Here is a 22477-nt window from a genome sequence, read left to right as displayed (position 1 = left end):
CGCTTCGTTCATCCAACTCGCTGGTGTCTTCTGCGGCTTGACGCCCCGTCCGACGTTCCAAACTCTAGCCGATCCCCGCTCCGAAAAGCGAATCCAGCCGCAATCTCCGAAAACGAGCACACCGAATAAACCCTGGCCGGAACGCATCGAAACAAAAGACGACACGCCTCGGCCCGAATAGGGAAGAGGTGGTGTTTCAGAGGATTGGCCACTCCGGGACCGTCCGCGCAGACGCGTGTCCGGTGCTCCCTGCCGAGCGACTAGGAAACACTACGCCCATCTCGGGCTGGAGGCAAACCGGTTCCCGGGACGATGCGCGTGCAGAGCGAGCGTCCGGTCTTCACGTACTCGCCGTTGGGGTGGTCGTTGGTGGCGACCCAGTGGCGGGCGGCGGTCTCGTCGCGGCCGCCGTCGCGGTGGCGGCCGAGGAGGCGCTCCTCCCGCACCGCGTCGTCGGTGTCCACGTACCAGAGCTCGCGGAGCAGCCGGCGGGCCTCCGGCCAGGGCTGGTCGGTGGCGGCGAGGTAGTTCCCCTCGGTGACGACCAGGCGGGTGTGCGGCCGGACGACGTGGCTGGCGGCCACCGGTTCGTCGAGGCGGCGGTCGAAGTCGGGGACGTAGATGTCCTGGAATCGCTCGGTGGCGACCCTGCGCAGCAGGGCGACGTAGCCGTGGGCGTCGAAGGTGGCCGGCGCGCCCTTGCGGTGGCCAAGGCCGAGGCGGTCGAGCTGGGCGGCGGAGAGGTGGAAGCCGTCGAGCGGGAGGTAGGCGGCGCTGTCGGGCCCTTCCCGGCGTTCGACCTCGGCGACCAGGTGCCGGGCCAGGGTGGACTTGCCGGCTCCGGGCGGGCCGGCAAGTCCGAGGATCGCGCGGGCGTTGCTGCCGGGGCCGCGCAGGAGGCCGAGGGCGAGAGCGGTGAGGCTGTCCGCTGTCCGACTGTCCGCATTCATGGGCGCACCCTACTCACCCGTCCGTGCCTCCGCCGGGCCGTCGAGGGGCGGCCGCTCCGCGAGGGCGGGCAGTTCGAGGGTGAGCGTGCCGGCGTCGGCGTCGAGCAGGGCGGGGACGCCGAGGGGGACGGTCAGGGGCGACGGGCAGTGGCCGAAGCCGAGCTCCCAGACGACGGGTATGCCGAGCGGGCCGAGCCGGTCGAGCATGACGTCGCGGACGCGGTCGAGGGGCCCGCACCCGTCCCAGGAGCCGAGGGCGATCCCGGTGACACCGTCGAAGGCGCCCGAGCGCAGGAACTGGGTGAGGATGCGGTCGAGCTGGTACGGGTGCTCGTTGACGTCTTCGAGGATCAGGATGCTTCCGGCGTACGAGGGGCGGGCGGCGGGTGTGCCGCGCTCGGCGGCGAGCACGTGGGTGCAGCCGCCGGCGGTGACGCCGCGGGCCCGGCCGGGGACGAGCGGGCCCGCGCCGGGCGCCGTGATGACGGTGGCGGCCGCGGGGTCGAAGAGGGTGCGGCGCAGGTGTTCGGCGGTCGGACCGTCGTCGACGAAGGAGGCCGTGGCACTCATCGGCCCGTAGAGGGTGGCGAGGCCGAGCCGCTGGGCGAACGCCTCGTGCAGGGAGGAGACGTCGCTGAAGCCGACCAGCACCTTGGGCCGGACGGCCCGCATGGCCTCCCAGTCGAGCAGGTCGACCATGCGGTGGACGCCGTAGCCGCCGCGGGCGCAGATGACGGCGTCGACGGTGGGGTCGAGCCAGGCGGCCTGGAGGTCGGCGGCGCGGTCGGCGTCGGTGCCGGCGAGGTGGCCGAGCGTGGGGTGGGTGTCGAGGACGTGCGGGGCGACGGTGACCCGCAGCCCCCAGGACCGCAAGATCGCGCTGCCGGCGGTGAGCCGCTGCGGATCGATGGGGCCGCTGGGGGCGACCACGACGACGTGGTCCCCGGGGCGGAGGTGCGGCGGACGGGTCAGGCCTCGGCCGGGTGTGGTCGGGTGCTGGTCCATGACCGGGTTCCTTCCGGGGTGGCGGGGAGGGAGTGGTGCAGTCTCAGGGGCGGCTCCGGCGGAGCCGCCCCGAGAGGTTATGCCCTGACGCCTTCACACCGATCCCATCACTCCCCTGACCTCGTCGAGGGTGGCGTCGGCGACGGCGTTGGCGCGCTCGGCGCCGTCGCGCAGGACCTGCCGGACGTGGCCGCGGTCGGCGGCGAGTTCCGCGCGGCGGGCGCGGATCGGGCGGAGGTGTTCGTTGACGGCCTCGGTCGCCGTGCGCTTGAGCGCGGCGGCGCCGCCGTCGCCGATCTCCTCGGCGACCTCCTCGGGTGCCCGGTCCTGGCAGAGGGCGGTGAGCAGGACGAGGCCGGAGACCTCGGGGCGGGCGGCCGGGTCGTAGGTGATCCGGCGGTCGGCGTCGGTCCGGGCGCCCTTGATCAGGCGGGCGGTGGTGTCCTCGTCGGCGGAGAGCGGGACGGCGTTGCCGCGGCTCTTGCTCATCTTGCCGCCGTCGGTGCCGAGCAGCAGCGGGGTGTCGGAGAGCAGGGCGCGGGGGGTGGGGAAGACGGTGGTGCCGTCGGCGTGCGGGTAGCGCTCGTTGAAACGGCGGGCGACGGTGCGGGCGACCTCCAGGTGGGGCAGCTGGTCCTGTCCGACGGGAACGAGGTCGGCCTTGCAGAAGAGGATGTCGGCGGCCTGGTGGACGGGATAGGTGAACATCAGTCCGTTGACGGAGGACTGGTCGGAGTGGGCGATCTCGTCCTTGACGGTGGGGTTGCGGCTCAGTTCGGCGACGCTGACCAGGCTGAGGAAGGGCAGCAGCAGCTGGTTGAGGGCGGGGACGGCGCTGTGCACGAAGATCGTGGCGCGGTCGGGGTCGAGGCCGGTGGCGAGGTAGTCGAGGACGAGGTTCTCGGTGTGCTCGGCGAGGCGGTCGGCGGTGTCCCGGTCGGTGATGACCTGGTAGTCGGCGATGACGACGAACATCTCGACGCCCTGGCGCTGGAGGCGCACCCGGTTGCGGAGGGTCCCGAAGTAGTGGCCCAGGTGGAGCGGGCCGGTGGGGCGGTCCCCGGTGAGGACGCGGTGGGCGCCCGGATCGCGGCGGATGCTCTCGTCGAGGTCCGCGGCGGGGACGGGAGCAGCGGTGGCGGGGACGGCGGTGGCGGGGACGGCGGGGACGGTGCTGGTGGTCACGGGGTCTCTCCTCGGTACGGCGGTGGTGTGGCCGTCCGGGGCTCCGGGCCCGTCCCGTCGGAAACGCGACAGGGCCGTCCATCCCGGACGGCCCTGGTCAGGCGTGGCTGGTGGCCGTCCTAGGACGGCCACCAGTCGAGACCTGCGAAGCGCTTCATGCGTTCGAGGATAGCGTCAGTCCTCCACGACGAGGGCGGGAGTTTCCTTGCGCAGCGTCTCGCCGCGGAAGAACTCCGGCCGGTACGCGCCGTACCAGAGCATCAGCACCGCGCCGAGCAGCAGGATGCCGACGCCGATGACGAACACCGAGCCGATGCCGAAGACGGCGCCGCTGCCGTACTCCGGGTCCCAGGCGTCGGTGAGGGTCTGCAGGAAGACCGCGCTGAGCAGCACGCCGCCGAGCAGCGGTGCGATCCCCTTGACCAGGAGGTCGCGCGCACCGCCGCGGAGCGAGCGGCGGAAGTACCAGACGCAGGCGAAGGCGGTCAGCGCGTAGTAGAAGCAGATCATCAGGCCGAGGGCCAGGATGGTGTCCTGGACGACGTTCTCGCTGATCACGCTCATGCCGACGTAGAAGGCGGCGGTGGCGATGCCGGCGGCGACCGTCGCGTAGCCGGGGGTGCGGAAGCGCGGGTGGACGGTGCCGAAGCGCGGCGGGACGGCCCGGTAGGCGCTCATCGCGAGCAGGGTGCGGGCGACCGGGATGAAGGTGGTCTGCAGGCTCGCGGCGGCGCTGGCGACGACGGCGAGGAACAGCAGGATGCTCCACGGCGAGCCGAGCACCGGGCGGGCCAGGGCGGCGAAGACGTTGTCGGCGGTGTCCGGGTTGCCGAGGCCGGTGCCGGTGGTGCCGACTCCGGCGAACATCTGGGAGGCGATCGCGACCAGCAGGTACGAGCCGACCAGGGTGACCATCGAGATCATCGCGGCCCGGCCCGGGGTCTTGGCGCTGCCGCTGGTCTCCTCGTTCATGGTGAGGCAGGTGTCCCAGCCCCAGTACATGAAGATCGAGAGCGAGAGGCCGGCGGTGAACGCGCTGAACGAGCTCACCTCCAGCGGGTTGAGCCACGACGCGGAGAAGCCGACCGAGTCCGGCAGGTCGCCGGCGACGGCCTTGGCTACGGCGACGCCGGCGAAGAGGAGCAGGACCGCGAGCTGGAGCCCGACCAGGCTGTACTGGAACCACTTGGTGGCGGTCATGCCCCGGTAGCTCATCGCGGTGGCGGCGGCGATCAGCACGACCACCGTGAGCAGGTGGACGGCCTTGTTGTCGTTCAGTTCGGAGACCGCGCTGCTGCCGGTCATCTCGCCGAGCATCAGGTAGAGGAAGTCGGTCGCCACCCCGGCCAGGTTGGACAGCACGATGATGGTGGCCACCGTCAGGCCCCAGCCCGCCATCCAGCCGACGCGCGGGCCGAAGGCCTTGACCGTCCAGGTGAAGGACGTGCCGCAGTCCGGGAAGTCCTTGTTCAGCTCCTTGTACGCGAACGCGACGAGCAGCATCGGCAGGAAGCCGGCCAGGAAGACCGCGGGCATCTGGACGCCGACGGCGGTCACGGTCGGTCCCAGCGTCGCGGTCAGGCAGTAGACCGGGGCGACCGTCGACACGCCCAGGACCACGCTGCTCAGCAGGCCGACCGAGTTCCCCCGTAGGCCCTTGTCCCCCGTTGCCCCCGCCGCCCCCGGATCGGGGGCTCCACCACTGGCGCCACTGACCGGGGCACCCTGCGGAGCGGTGGGCGCCGTTGCCCGCCCGCTGCTTCCGTGCTCTGAGAGCTGCTGATCAACCACCTGCGCACCCTAGGTGCGGGTACCGAAGGTTGAGTAGGCCAACCCCTGGTGATCTGAACCACTCCCTTCGATTCACCAGAGCACACCGACCCGTTGGCGATTGATGCATGGGGCGTTATGGCGTGTACCTTTATTTCTAAGGGTTGTTATCGAATTGATTTGCCTCTTATGTCACGTTTTGAGATGTTCTGGCGCCGCCCGGACGGGGCGGGAGCGGGACGGATCGGGACCTTCGGATAGGTTTGCCTCACCTAATCCCCCGACCGTGAAGGAGCGCCGCGTGGCCCCCACCTCCGGCAACCCGACCGTCCACCAGCCCTCCCGCCGGAAGCTGCTCACCGTGGGACTCACCGGCGCGGCCGCACTCGGCCTCGGCGGACTGCTCACCGCCTGCGGCAGCTCGGGCGGTTCCGACGGCGGCGCCTCGGCCGGCGGCACCGCGAAGCCCTCCGGCGGCTCCTCCCCGGACCAGAAGTCGGTCAAGCAGGGCGGCGACGACTACGCCACCGTCATCGAGAAGATGAAGGGCTTCGGCACCGACGCCGCCCCCGGCGTCTACCCGCGGACCGTCCGGCACGCGATGGGCGAGACGGTCATCCCCGCCAAGCCGCTCCGGGTCGTCGTGCTGGACACCGGCGAACTCGACAACGTCGTCTCGCTCGGCATCCAGCCGGTCGGGGTCGTCTACACCGACGGCTCCAAGACCATGCCGTCCTACCTCAAGGACAAGGCCGGCAGCCCCGCCAGCGTCGGCACCATCAACAGCCTCAACCTGGAGGCCATCGCCGAGCTCAAGCCCGATCTGATCCTCGGCAGCCAGCTGCGCGCCCAGGACCAGTACGCGCAGCTCTCCAAGATCGCGCCGACCGTCTTCTCGCTGCGCCCCGGTTACCCCTGGAAGCAGAACTTCCTGCTCAACGCGAGCCCGTTCGGGCTGGAGGCGGAGGCCAGGGCCCAGCTGGACGCCTACCAGGCCGCGGCCGCCGCGATCGGCGCCGGGCTCGGCGACAAGCGGCCCACCATCACGCCGCTGCGCTTCATGCCCGGCAAGACCCGGCTGTACGCGGAGCTGTCCTTCATCGGAACCGTCCTGGCCGACATCCAGCTGCCGCAGCCCAAGATCGAGCAGGTCAAGGAGCTCGCGGTCGAGATCAGCCCCGAGCAGATCGACAAGGCCGACGCCGATTGGATCTTCTACGGCGTCTACGGCTCGCCCAGCTCCACCAACCAGGACGCGGTGCTCGGCGGCCCGCTCTGGAAGACCCTCGGCGCGGTCAAGTCCGGCCAGGCCCGGCCGGTCTCGGACGAGACGTGGTTCCTCGGCCTCGGCGTGACCGCGGCCAACATCGTCCTGACCGAGCTGAAGGGCTTCGTCGCGCCCGGGGCCTGAGCCCTCGGACCCGTGGCCCCGGGTGCTCGGCACCCGGGGTCGGGGGTCGGGCTCCGAGACCGGCGCCGGGGCCGCACGCTGCCGGGGTTCCCGCTCTCCCGGGGTGCCAGGCCCGACCGCCCGGCGCTCCGACGGGCTTCGGCGCGGACGGGGCGCAGCGGTGTCGTCGCGTCCAGCGGGCGGAAAGGCGCTTGGAGCTGGTCGCAGGGTGCGGGAGGATCATCCGGACCGTACCCCGAAGGGCCCGTGCCGATGACCACGCTCGACCAGACCACCGCCGACCTCTCGCCGTCGGACGCGCCCGCGCCCGGCGAGCGGGCCCTGACCGCAGCACCGGCGGCGCCGGACTCCGCCGCCGGGGAAGGCAGCGCCGCACGCTGTTCGATCGCGGCGGCGGGCACCGACTGCGCGCCGCGCGGTGGCACCGGGGCCGGGACCTCCCGGGGCGGCTCGGTGCCACGGCCGCGCGGCGGGGCGGAGGATGACGCCGGCTTCGGCGGCGGGCACGGCGACAGCGGCTCCGACGTCGGCGGGCACGGCGGCTCCGACGCGGCGCGGGTCCCGGGCGGGCCGGCCGGCGCGGACGGCGCCGCCGTCCCCGGCCCGGACGTCACGGGGTTCGTCCGGCTCCAGCAGCCGCCGACGGCCGAGGACCGGACGGTGCCCGTGCTGCGCGCGGCCCAGGAAGAACTGCGGAGCGCCCCCGCCCGGCGCCCCTCGCCGTCCCGTCGGCTGCGTCGGATGCACCCGCAGGCGGCCGGTGCGGGCCAGGCGAGGGCGGCCCGTGCGAGGAGCAGGCAGACGCCGGACGTCGCGGCCGTCCCCGGCCCGGACAGGGCCGACGGCACGCCCGGCCCGCAGCCCCCTGCCGCCGAGACTCCCCTCGGCATCCTGATCAGCGGTACCCCGAACCTCCCGGAGACGGCCGGCCACCCCGAGGAGCGGCCGGCCATCCGGGCCACGGCGGAGCTGGTACGCCTCGGCCGCGGGACCTGCCTGGTGATCCTGCCCGCCTGGCGGCCCGCCATCGCCGTCTCGGTCCCCACCGAGCACCTGCTGACGGCCACCGGCCTGGCCTTCGAGCAGCTGGCCGACGCGCCGCTCTCCGTCGTGATCAACCCCGGTGCCCTGCACGACCGGGAGCTCGAACTCCGGGACTGGCGGGCCGGGCCGCCCGGGCGGCCGGGCCGGCGCGGCGGGCGTCGGCAGCCCTGACGCAGGTCCGCCCGTCCGCGCCTGACGGGCGCGGGGCACCGCGGTGCGCCCGGTGCTCCGCAAGGGTCCGGGAGGGCTCAGGTGGTGGTGACCGGCCCGCCGTTCGGGATGTAGCCGAGATCGACCGGCTCCGGTTCCCGCCGGTCGGCGAGCCAGCCCTCCCGTACGGCCGCCAGCAGTTCGGGCAGCTTCGGCGGCCAGAGCGCGTCGGCGTGCTCGTCGGCGAGGTCGGCCGGGGTCCACCAGCGCCAGTCGAGGATCTTGTCCGCGGCGTGCATCGCGCTGACGTCACCGACCGGGCCCCGGTGCGGGCCGCTGGTGAGGTAGATGTGCTCGTGCTGGCGGACGGGCGTGCCGTGCCAGGTGAAGTCGTGCTCCCAGGTGCAGAGCAACGGCCCGGGTTCGAGGTCGGTCCAGCCGGTCTCCTCCCAGAGCTCGCGGCGCGCACCCGCCTCCGGCGTCTCACCGGGTTCGATGCCGCCGCCCGGCATGGTCCAGTGCACGCCGACCTCGCTGTTGTCCGAGCGGAGGAGGAAGACGGATCCCTGATCGTCCAGCACCACCGTCCGGGCCGCCCGTCGCGGGGTCCTTCTCACGTTTCGCCACAGGTTTCGCATCGGGTCACTCTCGCAGCGGGCCGGGCCGACCGTCGAACGGATTGTCCTGCGCCGCCCTGTCGGTCCGTCGACCCGTCGGTTCGTCGACCCTTCGGCCCGTCCGCCCGTCCGCCCGTCGACCCTTCTGCCAGGGGACGGTGGGGTGTTGACGGGCCGACGAACAGTGGGTGGACGTACCCTGGCGCCCATGCCCGCACCCGCGTTCCTCCTCCCGGCCGACCCGCTCGACCGGCGCCGCCCCGACCCGCACTTCGCCTGGGAGGCCCGGCTGCTGCGGGGACTGGGCGGCGAGCACCATCTCGTCGACCACGACGCGCTGCTCGCCGGCGACGCCCAGGCGGCGGTCGGCGGGGTCCCCGGAGGCAGCGGCCCGTTCTGGTACCGGGGATGGATGATGCCCGCGGACCGTTACGCCGCCTTCGCGGCCGCCCTGGCCGAACGCGGCGCCCACCTGCTGACCAGCCCGCCCGGGTACGCCTCGGCGCACGAACTGCCGGGCTGGTACGGCGTGTTCGAGGGTGCCACGCCGACCAGCGTCTGGCTGCCGGCCACGGCATCGGTGCCGCCGGGGCCGGAACAACTGGCGTCGGCCGTCGCCCAGCTCGGCGGGCGCGGCCCGGCGATCGTCAAGGACTACGTGAAGTCCCGCAAGCACGAGTGGGACGAGGCCTGCTACGTCCCCGAGCTGGCCGACCTGCCGGCCGTGGCCCGGGTGGTCGCCCGGTTCGTGGAGCTGCAGGGCGAGTTCCTGGCCGGCGGAGTGGTGCTGCGGCGGTTCGAGGAGTTCGCCCGGGCGGGGGCGGACGGACCGGCCGACCGGGGCGACGGGCCGTCGGACACCCGGGCGTCGGACGGAGACGGCCAGGACGAGAAGGGGGACCGCCCGGACGGAGAGGGCCGGGACGGAGAGGGCATGGACGGGGACGGTCGCGGCGGAGACGGTCGCGGCGGAGGCGGTCGCGGCGGCGAGCAGGGTGCGGACGGCCCCGGCGGAGACGTCGGCAGGGGTCGGGCGGTGGAGGCCCGGGTCTGGTGGCTGGACGGCGAACCCGTGCTGGTCGGGCCGCACCCGGACACGCCCGGGTGCCCCGCCGACCCGGACCTCGACGTGGTCCGGCCTCTGGTCCGGGCACTCGGATGCCGCTTCGTCACCACCGACCTCGCCCACCGGGCCGACGGCTCCGGCTGGCGTGTGGTCGAGGTGGGTGACGGACAGGTGAGCGACCTGCCCCGGGGGGTGGACGCGTCCGGGCTGCTGGTCGCACTGCTCGCCGCCTGAACGGCGCCCCGCCCGACCGGGGGTCGGGCGGGGGAAGCGGCCCCGGCTACCGGACGGCGGCGCCCGGCGCCGGCGCCCGGCGTCCGTCGCGCCCGGCCTCCCGGGCGTCCCCGACGAGCACGTCGTTCCCGCCGTGCCCGTCGTGCCCGTCGTGCCGCTCGTGCCGGTCCGCGACGAACGCCCGCCAGAGCCGGGTGTACACCCCGTCCAGGGCGAGCAGTTCGGCGTGCGTGCCGTCCTCGACCACCCGGCCGTGGTCGAGCACGACGACCCGGTCGGCACGCTCGGCGGTGGTCAGGCGGTGGGCGATGACCAGTGCGGTACGACCGCCGCTGAGGCGGTCCGCGGCGTGGTTCACCGCCGCCTCGGTGGCCAGGTCGAGCGCCGCGGTGGCCTCGTCCAGCAGCAGGACGTCCGGGTCGACCAGCTCGGCCCGGGCCAGCGCGATCAGCTGGCGCTGCCCCGCCGAGAGGTTCCGTCCGCGCCCGCTGACCTCGTGGTCGTAGCCGCCCGACAGCCGGAGGATCATGTCGTGCGCGCCGACCGCGCGGGCCGCCGCCTCCACCTCGGCCGCCGAGGCCGTGGGCCGGCCGTACGCGATCGCCTCGCGCACCGTCCCGGCGAAGAGGTACGCCTCCTGCGGCACCACGCCGAGCCGGTGACGGTACTGCGCCAGGTCGTACCGGGTCAGGTCGACGCCGTCCACCCGGACCGTGCCGGACGTCGCGTCGTAGAACCGGGCGACCAGCTTGACCAGGGTCGACTTGCCGGCCCCCGTCTCGCCGACCAGCGCCACCGTCTGACCGGCCGGGATCCGCAGGTTCACGCCGGTGAGGACGTCCGGGGCGCCGTCCGCGCCGCCGTTGTAGGCGAAGCCGACGCCGTCGAACTCGATCTCGCCGCGGAGCCCGTCCGGGACCGGCACCGGGTCGGCCGCCTCCGCGGTGCTGGTCGGGGTGCGCAGCAGCTCGCGGATCCGGCCCAGGCCCACCGCCGCCTGCTGGTAGCCGTCGAACACCTGGGAGAGCTGGTTGACCGGTGCGAAGAACAGGTCGATGTAGAGCAGGTACGCCACCAGCGCGCCGACGGTCAGCGTTCCGGCGTCGACCCGCGAAGCACCCACGATCAGCACCAGCGCCGCGGCCACGCTGGAGAGGAACTGGACGAACGGGAAGTACAGCGAGATGTAGAGCTGCGCCCGCACCCGTGCCTCCCGGTAGGCCATGCCACGGGCGACGAAGCGGTCGGTGTTGGTGTCCAGCCGCCGGAACGCCTGGACGATCCGCATGCCCGCCACGTTCTCCTGGAGGTCCGCGTTGACGGTGCTGATCAGGTCACGGGAGATCTCGTACTGGGCCTTCGACTTCCTGCGGAAGACCAGCGTCGCGGCGATCAGCAGAGGCAGCACCGCGAAGACCACCAGGGCCAGCCCGGCGTCGATGATCAGCAGGGCGGCGAAGATGCCGAGGAAGGTGAGCAGGCTGACCACGGCGGTGACCACGCCGGTCTGGAGGAACGAGGTGAGCGAGTCCAGGTCGGTGGTCATCCGGGTCATGATCCGGCCGGACAGCTCGCGCTCGTAGTAGTCCAGGCCCAGCCGGTTGAGGTGGGCGAAGATCTTGAGGCGCAGGGTGTAGAGCACCCGCTCGCCGGTGCGGCCGCTGACCCGGTTCTCCGCGCCCTGCACCAGCCAGTCCAGCAGGACGATCGCCAGCGCGACGAGCGCGGCCACGGCGACGCCGGACAGCATGGCCTTGCTGACACCGTCGTCGATGCCGTGCCGGATCAGGATCGGCAGGACCAGCCCTGCGCCCGCGTCCAGGGCGACCAGCAGCAGGGCGAGCGCGAGCGGTGCGCGGAAGGGGCGGAGCAGGCGGCGGAGGGAGAAGTCCGGGTCGCCGGCCTCGGCCTCGGTGCGGGAGACCGCAGGGGTGTCGGTGGCCGGCGGGAGGGCTGCGACCTGGGTCAGCAGGTCGGGGGAGGCCGTGCGGGCCGCCTTGGCCAGGGCCGGGGTGGGCATCGCGGGGGCGGTCCGGGCCTCGGTTCCGGTACCCGATTCGGTTCCGGCGTCGGTACCCGATTCGCTACCGGCCGGGTCTTCGGCGTCGGTTCCGGCCGGGTCTGCGGCGTCGCCCCGGGTTCGGGCGTCGGTTCCGCCCCGTGCCTCGGCCGCGACCTTGGCCTCGGCCTCGGCGGCCGGGTCGGTGCCGTGCTCGGCGTCGGTGGCGCGCTCGGCGGCGGTGGCGTCCGGGGTGGCGGTGGAGTCCGGGGTGGCGGTGGAGTCCGGGGTGGCGGCCGTGGACGGGGTCCGGCCGGCCTCGGGATCGGAGATCAGGGCCCGGTACTGGGGACATCGGGCGTCGAGTTCCTCGTGCGTACCGATGTCCAGCAGCCGGCCGTGCTCCAGGATCGCGATCCGGTCGGCCAGCTGCAGGGTGGAGCGGCGGTGGGCGATCAGCAGGGTGGTCCGGCCGGCCATCACCGAGCGCAGCGCGTCGTGGATCTCGGCCTCGATCTGCGGATCGACCGCCGAGGTGGCGTCGTCCAGCAGCAGGATGCGCGGGTCGGTGAGGATCGCGCGGGCCAGGGCGATGCGCTGGCGCTGGCCACCGGACAGGGTGAGGCCCTGCTCGCCGACCTTGGTCTCGTAACCGTCGGGCAGCCCCCGGACGAACTCGTCCGCCTGGGCCGCGCGGGCCGCCGCCACGATCTGCTCGTCGGTGGCGTCCGGCCGGCCGTAGGCGATGTTGGTGCGGACCGTCTCGGAGAAGAGGAAGCTCTCCTCGGGCACGATGCCGACGGCCGCCCGGACCGAGTCGAGCGTCAGGTCGCGCAGGTCGTGGCCGTAGAGGCGGACGGCGCCGGCCGCGGGGTCGTAGAACCTCGGCACCAGCTGGGCCACCGTGGACTTGCCGGATCCCGAGGCGCCGACCAGTGCCAGGGTCTCGCCGGGGGCGAGCCTGAGGCTGAGCCCGTGCAGCACGGGCGCGGGGTGCTCGGGGTCGTAGCGGAACTCGACCTGGTCGAACTCCAGCGCCACGTCGGCGGTGCGGGGGCCGACGGCGGCCGGGCTGCCGGCAGCCGGGTCGTCGGCCGAGTCGTCGGCGGTCGGGGCGGCGGCGACGGCCTCGGGGGTGGCGGGAGGGGCCTCCAGGGTGAGGTCGAGGGTGACCGCGTCCGGCCGCTCCTGGACCAGCGGACGCTCGTCGACCAGCTGGAGCACCCGCTCGACCCCCGCCCGGGCCTGCTGCCCGACCGTGATGACCATGGTCAGCATCCGCACCGGGCCGGTCATCTGCGCCACGTACGTGGAGAAGGCGACGAAGGTGCCGAGCGTGACCCGGCCGTCGACCGCCAGCCAGCCGCCGAAGGCCAGCACGGCGACCTGGGCCAGCGCCGGGATCGCCTGCATCGCCGGGTTGTAGCGGCTGTTCAGCCGGATCGACCGCAACCGGGCCGCGAAGAGCCGGTGCGAGGCCGTCTCCAGCTTGTCGAGCTCCTGGGCCTCCTGACCGAAGCCCTTGACCACCCGCACACCGCCGATGGCCTCGTCGACCACGCCCGCGACGGCCGCGGCCTCCTGCTGGGCCGCCCAGGTGGAGGGGAACAGCCGCTTCCGGCTGAGCACCGAGATCCACCAGAGGGCGGGGCCCATGACCAGGGCGATCAGGGTGAGCGGCGGCGAGAGCCAGATCATCACGCCCAGCGACATGACGAACATGAGCAGGTAGCCGGTCATCATGGGCAGCATCGAGAGCAGCCCGTTGATCAGCTGGAGGTCGGAGGTGGCGCGGCCGACCACCTGTCCGGTGTCCAGCCGGTCCTGCCGGTGGCCGTCCAGCCGACCGAGCGAGCGGAAGAGGTCGCTGCGCATGTCGTGCTGGACGTCGAGGGCCAGCTGCCCGCCGTAGTAGCGGCGCACCTGCGTGCAGCCGAACACCACGGCGGCGGCCAGCAGCAGGACGCCGGCCCACGGCGCCAGCGAACGGGTGTGCGCGGTGATGACGTCGTCGATGATCAGCTTGGTGACCAGTGGCACCAGTGCGGTGACGGCCATGCCGAGCAGCGAGGCGCCGAAGGCGAGCAGCACGCTGCGCCGCGACCGCCAGCAGTAGCCGAGCAGCCGTCGGAGCCAGCCCCGCTCGTCGGCCCCGCCCGCAGGGTCGGCACCGTGCGGACCCGCCGCCGGGCCGGGGTCCTGGCCCTGTGCGGCGCGCCCGGTGCCGTTCGACGTGCTCGTGTCGCCCCGTGCGCCGTCGGTCGTGTCGGCCGCGCCCCGGGAGCCGGTTCGGGTGCCGCTCGGGGAAAGCTCCACCGTAGATCCGTGAGTCTCAGGCATATTTAGGGATGCTAACCATTCCGTCGGGTGGCCGCCATGGAGTTTCAGGCCGGGGCGGGCCGGGAGTCCCGGCCCGGCGGAGGGGCCAACAGCCCGCAACCTGCGGCGATTCCCACACCGGCCGGTCCCCCGCACCCCTACCAGGGTCGCCGACCGCGCCCGGAACCGCCCACCGCCCGCCGACGCAGCGGGCGCACCTCCATTGGTCCTAGGCCGGACGACCGACCCCGGACACCGCGGGCCGCACGGTCAGGCCCGCGCGACAGCGGCTTCGGCAGCGGCTTCGGCGGCCGCTTCGGCAGCAGCGGCAGTGGCCGCGGCGGATTCGACGACGGCGTGGGCCCGGACGTCCGCGTCCGCCCCGGCACCGGTGTCGGCGCCCGGAGCCGGAGCCGCCACCACCGCAGCGCCGGCGGCGGCGGCCGCGAAGGCGCCGTGCGCGAGACGGTGCAGCAGGGCGGCCATGGCGTCGCGCTGGAGCCCGGCCCGCTCGTCCTGGGCGGGGTTCGGGCCGAGACTGTGCGGCGTCGAGTTGATCAGCCCGAAGACGGCGTGCACGGTCGCCCGGGCGACCGGCTCCGCCACCAGGGTCGCGAGCGGGGGGTAGGCCTGGCGGACCACGTCCACCCAGAGCTCCACGTAGCCGCGCTGGAGCCGGCGGACGGTCCTGCGGTCCTCCGTCCGGAGGTTCAGCAGCTCGCGGTCGTGCAGCGTGATCAGGTCGCGGTCGTCGAGCGCGAAGTCGACGTGCCCGCCGATCAGCGCGTCCAGCGCGGCGGCCGGGCCGTCGTTGCCACCCGCACGGCGGCGCCCCTCCTCAAGGAGCCGCTCGCTGATGCCGATCAGCAGGTCGGCGAGCATCGCGTCCTTGCCCGCGAAGTGGCGGTAGAGCCCGGGGCCGCTGATGCCGACGGCCTTGCCGATCTCGTCCACCCCGACGCCCAGGAAGCCGCGGGCGGCGAACAGCCGGGCGGCCTCCCTGCGGATCTGGTCGCGGCGCGGGAGTCCTGAGGCGGATGGGGCGTTCGACATGCATCCCATCGTAGACAGTGGGGTTATCGGTCGTTAACCTGGGCGACAGAAGTTAACGTTCATTAACGTGTGGGGGCCGCAGGCTCACCCGGCTCTGCCGGCCCATCTGCCACCGAGGGCAAGGGAGCTCTTGGAATGGTCATCTCCACCGCCGGAGTACCCACCGGCGTCAACGGCGGCACGGCGGCCGGCACCCCGGCGACCGGCGCGGCCCGCGGATCCGTCCCACCCGGCACCGCCGCGCCGGCACCCCGGCTGGGCACCGCCGCCGATCCCGGTTCGGAGGCGTACCGGGCCAACAGCGCGGCACACCGCGCACTGGTCGCCGAGCTCCGCGAGAAGCTCGGCACGGCCGCGCTCGGCGGGGGTGCCAAGGCCCGGGCCCGGCACACCGCACGCGGGAAGCTCCTCCCCCGCGACCGCGTGGACACCCTGCTCGACCCGGCCTCCCCCTTCCTCGAACTGGCCCCGCTGGCGGCCGACGGGATGTACGACGGCGCCGCACCGGCCGCCGGGGTGATCGCGGGCATCGGCCGGGTCGCCGGGCGCGAGGTCGTCGTCGTCGCCAACGACGCCACCGTCAAGGGCGGCACCTACTACCCGATGACGGTCAAGAAGCACCTGCGCGCCCAGGAGGTCGCGCTGGAGAACCGGCTCCCCTGCATCTACCTGGTCGACTCCGGCGGCGCCTTCCTCCCGATGCAGGACGAGGTGTTCCCGGACCGCGACCACTTCGGCCGGATCTTCTACAACCAGGCCCGCCTCTCGGCCGCCGGCATCCCGCAGATCGCCGCCGTGCTCGGCTCGTGCACGGCGGGCGGCGCGTACGTCCCGGCGATGAGCGACCAGGCCGTCATCGTCCGCAACCAGGGCACGATCTTCCTCGGCGGGCCGCCGCTGGTGAAGGCCGCGACCGGCGAGGTGGTGACCGCCGAGGAGCTGGGCGGCGGCGACCTGCACTCCCGGACCTCCGGCGTCACGGACCACCTCGCCGAGGACGACGCCCACGCCCTCTCCATCGTCCGCACCATCGTCGCGGGGCTCGGCCCCCGCGCGGCCCGGCCGTGGTCGCTCGCCCCGGCCGAGCCGCCGGCCGTCGACCCGGCCGGCCTGTACGGGGCCGTCCCGGTCGACCCGCGCACGCCCTACGACGTGCGCGAGGTGATCGCGCGGCTGGTCGACGGCAGCCGGTTCGCCGAGTTCAAGGCCGAGTACGGCGCGACCCTGGTGACCGGCTTCGCCCGGATCCACGGCCACCCGGTCGGCATCGTCGCCAACAACGGCGTACTGTTCGCCGAGTCCGCCCTCAAGGGCGCCCACTTCATCGAGTTGTGCGACCAGCGGGGCATCCCCCTCCTCTTCCTGCAGAACATCACCGGCTTCATGGTCGGCCGGCAGTACGAGGCGGGCGGCATCGCCAAGCACGGCGCCAAGATGGTCAACGCCGTCGCCTGCACCCGCGTCCCGAAACTGACGGTGGTGATCGGCGGCTCGTACGGGGCCGGCAACTACTCGATGTGCGGCCGGGCGTACTCACCCCGCTTCCTGTGGATGTGGCCGGGCGCCAAGATCTCCGTGATGGGCGGCGAACAGGCGGCGTCGGTGCTGGCCACCGTCCGCCGCGACCAGCAGGAGGCGCACGGCGAGGAGTGGCCGGCCGAGGCGGAGGAGGAGTTCAAGCGCCCCGTCCGCGAGCAGTACGAGCGCCAGGGCAACGCCTACTACGCCACCGCCCGGCTCTGGGACGACGGGGTGATCGACCCGATGGACACCCGAACCGTCCTCGGGCTGGCCCTGACCGCCTGCGCCAACGCCCCGCTGCCCCCGCCGGGCCCGTTCGGCGTCTTCCGCATGTAGGTCGTCCGCATGCGCGCCTTCCGCCCACGGACCGCCCGCGCCCAGCCGTGCGGACCGTCGGCCCGGTGGGCGGGCCCGCCCACCGGCGGGCGGCGCCGCGCCGGCACCGGCGCGCTCTGACCGCCACCCGTTCGAGCGCCCCCGCTCGACCACCTCCTCACGTACGGCTCCCCCTCGACCCGGAGGAACGCCTCCCATGTTCGACACAGTTCTGGTCGCCAACCGCGGCGAGATCGCCGTCCGGGTGATCCGCACCCTGCGGCGGCTCGGCGTGCGCTCGGTCGCCGTGTTCAGCGACGCCGACGCCGACGCCCCGCACGTCCGCGAGGCCGACGTCGCGGTCCGGCTCGGCCCCGCCGACCGCAGCGACAGCTCGGCCGCCGAGACCTACCTGCGGACCGACCAGATCCTCGCCGCCGCCCGCCGGACCGGCGCCCAGGCCGTCCACCCCGGCTACGGCTTCCTCGCCGAGAACGCCTCCTTCGCCCGCGCCTGCGCCGACGCCGGCCTCGTCTTCATCGGTCCTCCTCCCGCCGCGGTCGAGCTGATGGGCGACAAGATCAACGCCAAGGAGGCCGTCCGGGCCGCCGGCGTGCCCGTGGTCCCCGGCAGCCGGGCCACCGCGCCCACCGACGAGGAACTCGTCGCGGCCGCCGACGGGATCGGCTACCCGGTCCTGCTGAAGCCGTCCGCCGGCGGCGGCGGCAAGGGCATGCGGCTGGTCCGCGACCCGGCCGACCTCCCGGCCGAGATCGCCGCCGCCCGGCGCGTCGCCCGCACCGCCTTCGGCGACGACACCCTGTTGCTGGAGCGCTGGATCGACCGGCCGCGCCACATCGAGGTCCAGGTGCTGGCCGACGCCCACGGCACCACCGTCCACCTCGGCGAGCGCGAGTGCAGCCTGCAGCGCCGCCACCAGAAGCTGATCGAAGAGGCTCCCTCCGTCCTGCTCAACGCCGAGACCCGCGCCGCGATGGGCGCCGCCGCCGTCCGGGCCGCCGAGTCCTGCGGCTACACCGGCGCCGGCACCGTGGAGTTCATCGTCCCCGGCATCGACCCGGACTCCCCCGGCCCCGCCGAGGGGGTGCACGACTTCTTCTTCATGGAGATGAACACCCGTCTCCAGGTGGAACACCCCGTCACCGAACTCGCCGTCTCCGTGGGCGGCCCCCGCCCCCACGGTTCGTCTGCGTCAGGTTCGACCGCGGGTGATCAGGCCACGGACGGTCCGATCACCGACGGTCCGGCCGACATCGGCCCGGCCGCGGGCCGGCCCCGGCGGCTGGACCTGGTCGAGTGGCAGCTGCGGATCGCCGCGGACGAACACCTCACCTTCACCCAGTCCGACATCTCCTTCCTGGGCCACGCCATCGAGGCCCGGATCTGCGCCGAGGACCCGGAACGGGACTTCCTGCCCACCGGCGGACGCATCCTGCTCCTCGACGAGCCCCAGGGCGAAGGCATCCGGGTGGACTCCGGGGTGGCCCCGGGGACCGTCATCACCAGCTCCTACGACCCCATGCTCGCCAAGGTCATCGCCTACGGCCCCGACCGGCCGACCGCGCTGCGACGGCTCCGCGCCGCACTGGCCGACACCCGGATCCTCGGCGTCACCACCAACACCGGCTTCCTGCGACGGCTGCTCGCACACCCCGAGGTCGCCGCCGGCCGGCTCGACACCGGCCTGGTGGAGCAGACGGCGCAGCAGCAGCCCGGGCTGCTCGCCTCGCCCTACTCCCCGGCCGCCGCACCCGGCACCGAAGCCCCCGACGCCGGAACCCCGGAGGCCGTGGCCCCCGGCACCGTGCCGCCCGAGGAACCGACACCCGCCCACCTCCTCTACTACGCCGCCGCGCTGGCACGGCACCTGGACCTCACCCCCGCCGCCGACGGCGACGGCTGGACCGACCCCTTCTCCCTTCCCTCCGGCTGGCGCCTGGGCGGCGACCCGGCCTGGACCACCCACCGACTGCGTGCCCCCGGCCAGGACCCGGTGTCGGTGCGCATCCGCTCGATCACTGCGGGCAACGTAGCCGAGGCCACTGACAATCCGCCCGGCGTCACCCCCGAGGTGGAGATCCGGCTCGGCACCGGACCGGTCCACCGCGCCCGGGCCCTCCGGTCCGGCGACCGCCTCCGCCTCACCGTCGACGGCCTGCAGACGACCTTCACGCTGACCGCCGACCACGCCCCCGGCACCGCCGCCGGCCCGGTGACGTGGCTCGGGATCGACGGCGACGCCTGGCCGGTCCACGGCCACGACGCCGTCGGCGAGGGCGCCACCGCCGGTGCGGCCCACCACGGCGCCCTGACCGCGCCGATGCCGGGCACCGTCACGGTCGTGAAGACCACGGCCGGCGAGACCGTCCGCAAGGGCCAGCCCCTGCTCGTCCTGGAGGCCATGAAGATGGAACACGTGATCGCCGCTCCGCACGACGGGACGGTGAGCGAGCTGCGGGCCACCGCGGGCGCCACCGTGGCGATGGAGGAGCTGCTGGTCGTGGTCGCCCCCGCCGAGGCCGAACCGGCCGCCGCCGAGGGCGCCGGGGCCGTCGCCGGGGTGCGGTCGTGACCGCCCCCGCCCCGGCCCCCGGGCACGAGCCCGACGCGCTCGACCTGGGCCTGCCGGCCCCGGTCCGCGCGCCCGGCCTGCCCGAGGAGGTCCGGATCCACGAGGTCGGACCGCGTGACGGGCTGCAGAACGAGGGCGCCCTGGTCCCGGTCGAGGTCAAGGCCGAGTTCATCGCCAGGCTCGCCGCCGCCGGCCTGCGCACCGTCGAGGCCACCAGCTTCGTTCACCCGAAATGGGTACCCCAGCTCGCCGACGCCGAGGAGCTGATGCCCCGGCTCGCCGGCCTGCCGGCCCGTCACCCCGGGCTGCGCCTGCCGGTCCTGGTGCCCAACGAGCGCGGGCTGGACCGCGCGCTGGCCCACCGCACCGAGGACGTCGCGGTCTTCGCGAGTGCCACCGAGACCTTCGCCCGCCGCAACCTCAACCGTTCCGCGGACGAGGCGATGGCGATGTTCCGGCCCGTCGTGGAGCGCGCCACGGCGGCCGGGGTCCGGGTCCGCGGCTACCTGTCGATGTGCTTCGGCGACCCGTGGGAGGGTCCGGTCCCGCCCGCCCAGGTGATCGGCTTCGGGGTGCGGCTGCTGGAGATGGGCTGCACCGAGCTGAGCCTCGGCGACACCATCGGCGTGGCCACCCCCGGCCAGGTCACCGCCCTGCTGGACGGTTTCGCCGCGGCGGGGGTGCCGGCGGAGCGGCTCGCGGTGCACTTCCACGACACCTACGGCCAGGCGCTCAGCAACACGCTGGCGGCGCTCCGCTCCGGGGTCACGACGGTCGACGCATCGGCCGGCGGCCTCGGCGGCTGCCCGTACGCCAAGAGCGCCACCGGCAACCTGGCCACCGAGGACCTGGTGTGGATGCTGCACGGACTCGGCATCCGCACCGGCGTCGACCTCCGCGCGCTGGTCGCCACCAGCGGCTGGATGGCCCGGCGGCTCGGCCGCCCGAGCCCGTCCCGGACGGTCCAGGCCCTGCTGGGCCCCGGCGCCGCCGAGCAGGACTGACCCCGGCTCCACCCCCGGCGGCCCGACCACCCCTCCGGACCGCATCCGCCCCTCTCACCACACCGCACGTCCGCCACACCATCGAACGGACGGCGGTCGTCCCGCTCAAGCCCGCGCCCACCGGCGGGGCCTCAGGAGGATCACCATGCTCGACCACCGGTTGGACACCGAGTACGAGGAACTGCGGCGCACCGTGGCCGAATTCGCCCAGGACGTGGTCGCCCCGAAGATCGGCGAGTACTACGAGCAGGGCGAGTTCCCCTACGAGATCGTCCGGGAGATGGGGCGGATGGGCCTGTTCGGCCTGCCCTTCCCGGAGGAGTACGGCGGCATGGGCGGCGACTACTTCGCGCTCTGCCTGACGCTGGAGGAGCTCGCCCGGGTCGACTCCTCGGTCGCGATCACCCTGGAGGCGGCGGTCTCGCTCGGCGCGATGCCGATCCACCGCTTCGGGACCGAGGAGCAGAAGCGCGAGTGGCTGCCCCGGCTGACCTCCGGCGAGCTGCTCGGCGCGTTCGGGCTGACCGAGCCCGAGGGCGGTTCCGACGCCGGCGCCACCCGCACCACCGCCCGGTACGACGAGGCCACCGACGAGTGGGTGATCAACGGCACCAAGTGCTTCATCACCAACTCCGGCACCGACATCACCGGTCTGGTCACCGTCACCGCGCTCACCGAACCGATCGCTCGTTCGAGTGAAGAGAGCGAATTCTCCTCGCCACGGCGCGAGATCTCCTCCATCATCGTGCCCACCGGGACCCCCGGGTTCCACGTGTCGAAGAAGTACTCGAAGGTCGGATGGAACGCATCCGACACCCGCGAACTGTCCTTTACCGACTGCCGCGTTCCCGCGGCCAACCTGCTGGGCGAGCGTGGTCGCGGCTACGCCCAGTTCCTGCGGATCCTCGACGAGGGCCGCATCGCGATCGCCGCCCTGGCCACCGGCCTGGCCCAGGGCTGCGTCGACCAGTCCGTTTCCTACGCCGGTACGCGCCGGGCCTTCGGCCGGACGATCGGCACCAACCAGGCCATCCAGTTCAAGCTCGCCGACATGGAGATGCGTGCCCACACCTCCCGCCTCGCCTGGCGGGACGCCGCCTCCCGGCTGCTGCACTCGGAACCGTTCAAGAAGGAGGCCGCGATCGCCAAGCTGTACTCGTCGGAGGCCGCCGTCGACAACGCCCGCGAGGCGACCCAGATCCACGGCGGGTACGGCTTCATGAACGAGTTCCCGGTCGCCCGCTTCTGGCGCGACTGCAAGATCCTCGAAATCGGCGAAGGCACCTCGGAGGTCCAGCGCATGCTCATCGCGCGCGAGCTCGGCGTCTCCTGAGCCGACCCCCGCACCACACCGCACCGCATCCGAACACCGCGGCGCACCCACGTCCGTCGACTCCCCCGCGCCCCGCCCGTCGAGCACTCGCTCACCGGCGGGCGGGGCCGGAGGACCACGGGAAAGGCGGCCCCATCGCACCACCGTCACCTGTGTCGATCTGCTCGTACCGGCTGAGCGCGAGTTCGAACGCCGTCGGCTCGACCTTCACCGTGCCGTCGAACGGACCGCTGAGCTGGAACACCAGGCAGACCGCGAACGCCACCGAGGCGCCCATGAAACCCATCAGCACCAGGTTCCGCGCGCCGGCGGTCAGGCCGACCAGCGGCGGAACGGCCAGCACGGCCACCGCTCCCACCACCAGGGCCCACAACTCCAGGGCCGGCGCCCGTGAATCAACGTCGGCCAGCCGCGCGGTCCGCCGCGCGTAGACGTCCTCCAGCCCCCTCAACGTATCCGCCTTGGCGGCGAGTTCGACCGGGTCCACGGTCCGTACCGCGTCCGCCGCACCCCGGACCCGGTCGATCGACACCCACGCCTCGGCACTGCCGTGCCCCCGGCCCAGTTGCACCCACTCCTCGTCGATCACCTGCCGGGTGTACGCCTGGAGCCGCTGCCGCACCACCGGGCGGTCCGGCCCCGGGAGCATCCGGGCGGACCAGTACACCTCGGTGAGCGCACGGGACTCCTCGTAGGTGTGCTGGCGTGCTTCGCTGAGCTCCTGCCAGGCGCCGGCGACGGCGAAGCCCGTGAAGAGGGCGAAGAAGCCGAGCACCGCCGCGCTCACGAAGCCGACCGCGGAGGAGTTCCCCTCGTCGTCCGGGGAGGAGCGGAGCCGCCCGATGACGAGACCGATCAGCAGAGCGAGAAACGCACCGGCCAGCACCGCGACGACGTTGACCCACATC

16 protein-coding genes are annotated in these 22477 nt (G+C 73.7%); 8 read left to right on the top strand and 8 right to left on the bottom strand.

What is annotated here, in order from left to right; all coding sequences use genetic code 11:
• On the top strand, nt 1-181 hold a 181-nt coding region (locus tag AC067J_RS35850; RefSeq protein ID WP_478306477.1), incomplete at its 5' end, for a hypothetical protein.
• Between the two features lie 79 nt (nt 182-260).
• Here AC067J_RS35850 and AC067J_RS35845 read toward each other — a convergent pair.
• The 4 genes from AC067J_RS35845 to AC067J_RS35830 form a co-directional block, all read right to left on the bottom strand.
• A complete protein-coding gene (locus AC067J_RS35845) occupies nt 261-950 on the bottom strand; it encodes a nucleoside/nucleotide kinase family protein (RefSeq protein ID WP_478306475.1) in 690 nt (229 codons plus the stop codon).
• Nucleotides 951-959: 9 nt separating this feature from the next.
• A complete protein-coding gene (locus tag AC067J_RS35840) occupies nt 960-1955 on the bottom strand; it encodes a S66 peptidase family protein (protein WP_478306473.1) in 996 nt (331 codons plus the stop codon).
• A gap of 93 nt (nt 1956-2048) precedes the next feature.
• Nucleotides 2049-3140, bottom strand: a complete 1092-nt coding sequence (gene trpS, locus AC067J_RS35835; protein ID WP_478306471.1) for a tryptophan--tRNA ligase — start codon at nt 3138-3140, stop codon at nt 2049-2051.
• 174 nt (nt 3141-3314) lie between these two features.
• Nucleotides 3315-4931 (bottom strand): APC family permease, encoded by a 1617-nt coding sequence (locus AC067J_RS35830; protein ID WP_478306469.1) that lies wholly within the window; start codon nt 4929-4931, stop codon nt 3315-3317.
• 280 nt (nt 4932-5211) lie between these two features.
• Here AC067J_RS35830 and AC067J_RS35825 point away from each other — a divergent pair, with 280 nt between their 5' ends.
• A complete protein-coding gene (locus AC067J_RS35825) occupies nt 5212-6321 on the top strand; it encodes an ABC transporter substrate-binding protein (protein ID WP_478306467.1) in 1110 nt (369 codons plus the stop codon).
• A 252-nt stretch (nt 6322-6573) separates the two neighbouring features.
• Nucleotides 6574-7536 carry a hypothetical protein gene (locus tag AC067J_RS35820; RefSeq protein ID WP_478306465.1) on the top strand — a complete coding sequence of 321 codons (963 nt, stop codon included), beginning with the start codon at nt 6574-6576 and terminating at the stop codon, nt 7534-7536.
• Between the two features lie 77 nt (nt 7537-7613).
• On the opposite strand, the gene AC067J_RS35815 is transcribed toward AC067J_RS35820, so the two are convergent.
• On the bottom strand, nt 7614-8153 hold the full coding sequence (locus tag AC067J_RS35815) for an NUDIX hydrolase (RefSeq protein ID WP_478306463.1): 540 nt from the start codon (nt 8151-8153) through the stop codon (nt 7614-7616).
• Nucleotides 8154-8340: 187 nt separating this feature from the next.
• Between AC067J_RS35815 and AC067J_RS35810 the strand changes: the two genes are divergently transcribed.
• Entirely contained in the window at nt 8341-9432 is a 1092-nt protein-coding gene (locus AC067J_RS35810) for an ATP-grasp domain-containing protein (RefSeq protein WP_478306461.1), read from the top strand.
• Between the two features lie 46 nt (nt 9433-9478).
• Here the strand turns inward: AC067J_RS35810 and AC067J_RS35805 are convergent, their stop codons facing one another.
• Both AC067J_RS35805 and AC067J_RS35800 read right to left on the bottom strand, forming a co-directional pair.
• Nucleotides 9479-13555, bottom strand: a complete 4077-nt coding sequence (locus tag AC067J_RS35805; RefSeq protein ID WP_478306488.1) for an ABC transporter ATP-binding protein — start codon at nt 13553-13555, stop codon at nt 9479-9481.
• A 465-nt stretch (nt 13556-14020) separates the two neighbouring features.
• On the bottom strand, nt 14021-14803 hold the full coding sequence (locus tag AC067J_RS35800) for an SACE_7040 family transcriptional regulator (protein WP_478306460.1): 783 nt from the start codon (nt 14801-14803) through the stop codon (nt 14021-14023).
• A 135-nt stretch (nt 14804-14938) separates the two neighbouring features.
• On the opposite strand from AC067J_RS35800, the gene AC067J_RS35795 reads away from it, so the two are divergent.
• The 4 genes from AC067J_RS35795 (at nt 14939) to AC067J_RS35780 (ending at nt 21569) form a co-directional block, all read left to right on the top strand.
• On the top strand, nt 14939-16660 hold the full coding sequence (locus AC067J_RS35795; protein WP_478306459.1) for a carboxyl transferase domain-containing protein: 1722 nt from the start codon (nt 14939-14941) through the stop codon (nt 16658-16660).
• Nucleotides 16661-16856: 196 nt separating this feature from the next.
• Nucleotides 16857-19232 carry an acetyl/propionyl/methylcrotonyl-CoA carboxylase subunit alpha gene (locus AC067J_RS35790; protein ID WP_478306457.1) on the top strand — a complete coding sequence of 792 codons (2376 nt, stop codon included), beginning with the start codon at nt 16857-16859 and terminating at the stop codon, nt 19230-19232.
• Nucleotides 19229-20236 (top strand): hydroxymethylglutaryl-CoA lyase, encoded by a 1008-nt coding sequence (locus AC067J_RS35785; RefSeq protein ID WP_478306455.1) that lies wholly within the window; start codon nt 19229-19231, stop codon nt 20234-20236. The genes AC067J_RS35790 and AC067J_RS35785 overlap by 4 nt, the downstream gene beginning before the upstream one ends.
• Before the next feature lie 145 nt (nt 20237-20381).
• Nucleotides 20382-21569 carry an acyl-CoA dehydrogenase family protein gene (locus AC067J_RS35780; protein ID WP_478306453.1) on the top strand — a complete coding sequence of 396 codons (1188 nt, stop codon included), beginning with the start codon at nt 20382-20384 and terminating at the stop codon, nt 21567-21569.
• A gap of 91 nt (nt 21570-21660) precedes the next feature.
• Here AC067J_RS35780 and AC067J_RS35775 read toward each other — a convergent pair whose 3' ends face one another.
• Entirely contained in the window at nt 21661-22476 is an 816-nt protein-coding gene (locus tag AC067J_RS35775) for a bestrophin-like domain (RefSeq protein WP_478306451.1), read from the bottom strand.
• Nucleotide 22477: the final 1 nt, after the last annotated feature.

The organism is Kitasatospora sp. NPDC042419, from assembly GCF_056437345.1.
The sequence above is the reverse complement of the archived record's forward strand: the minus strand, read 5'-3'. Positions and strand labels throughout refer to the sequence as shown.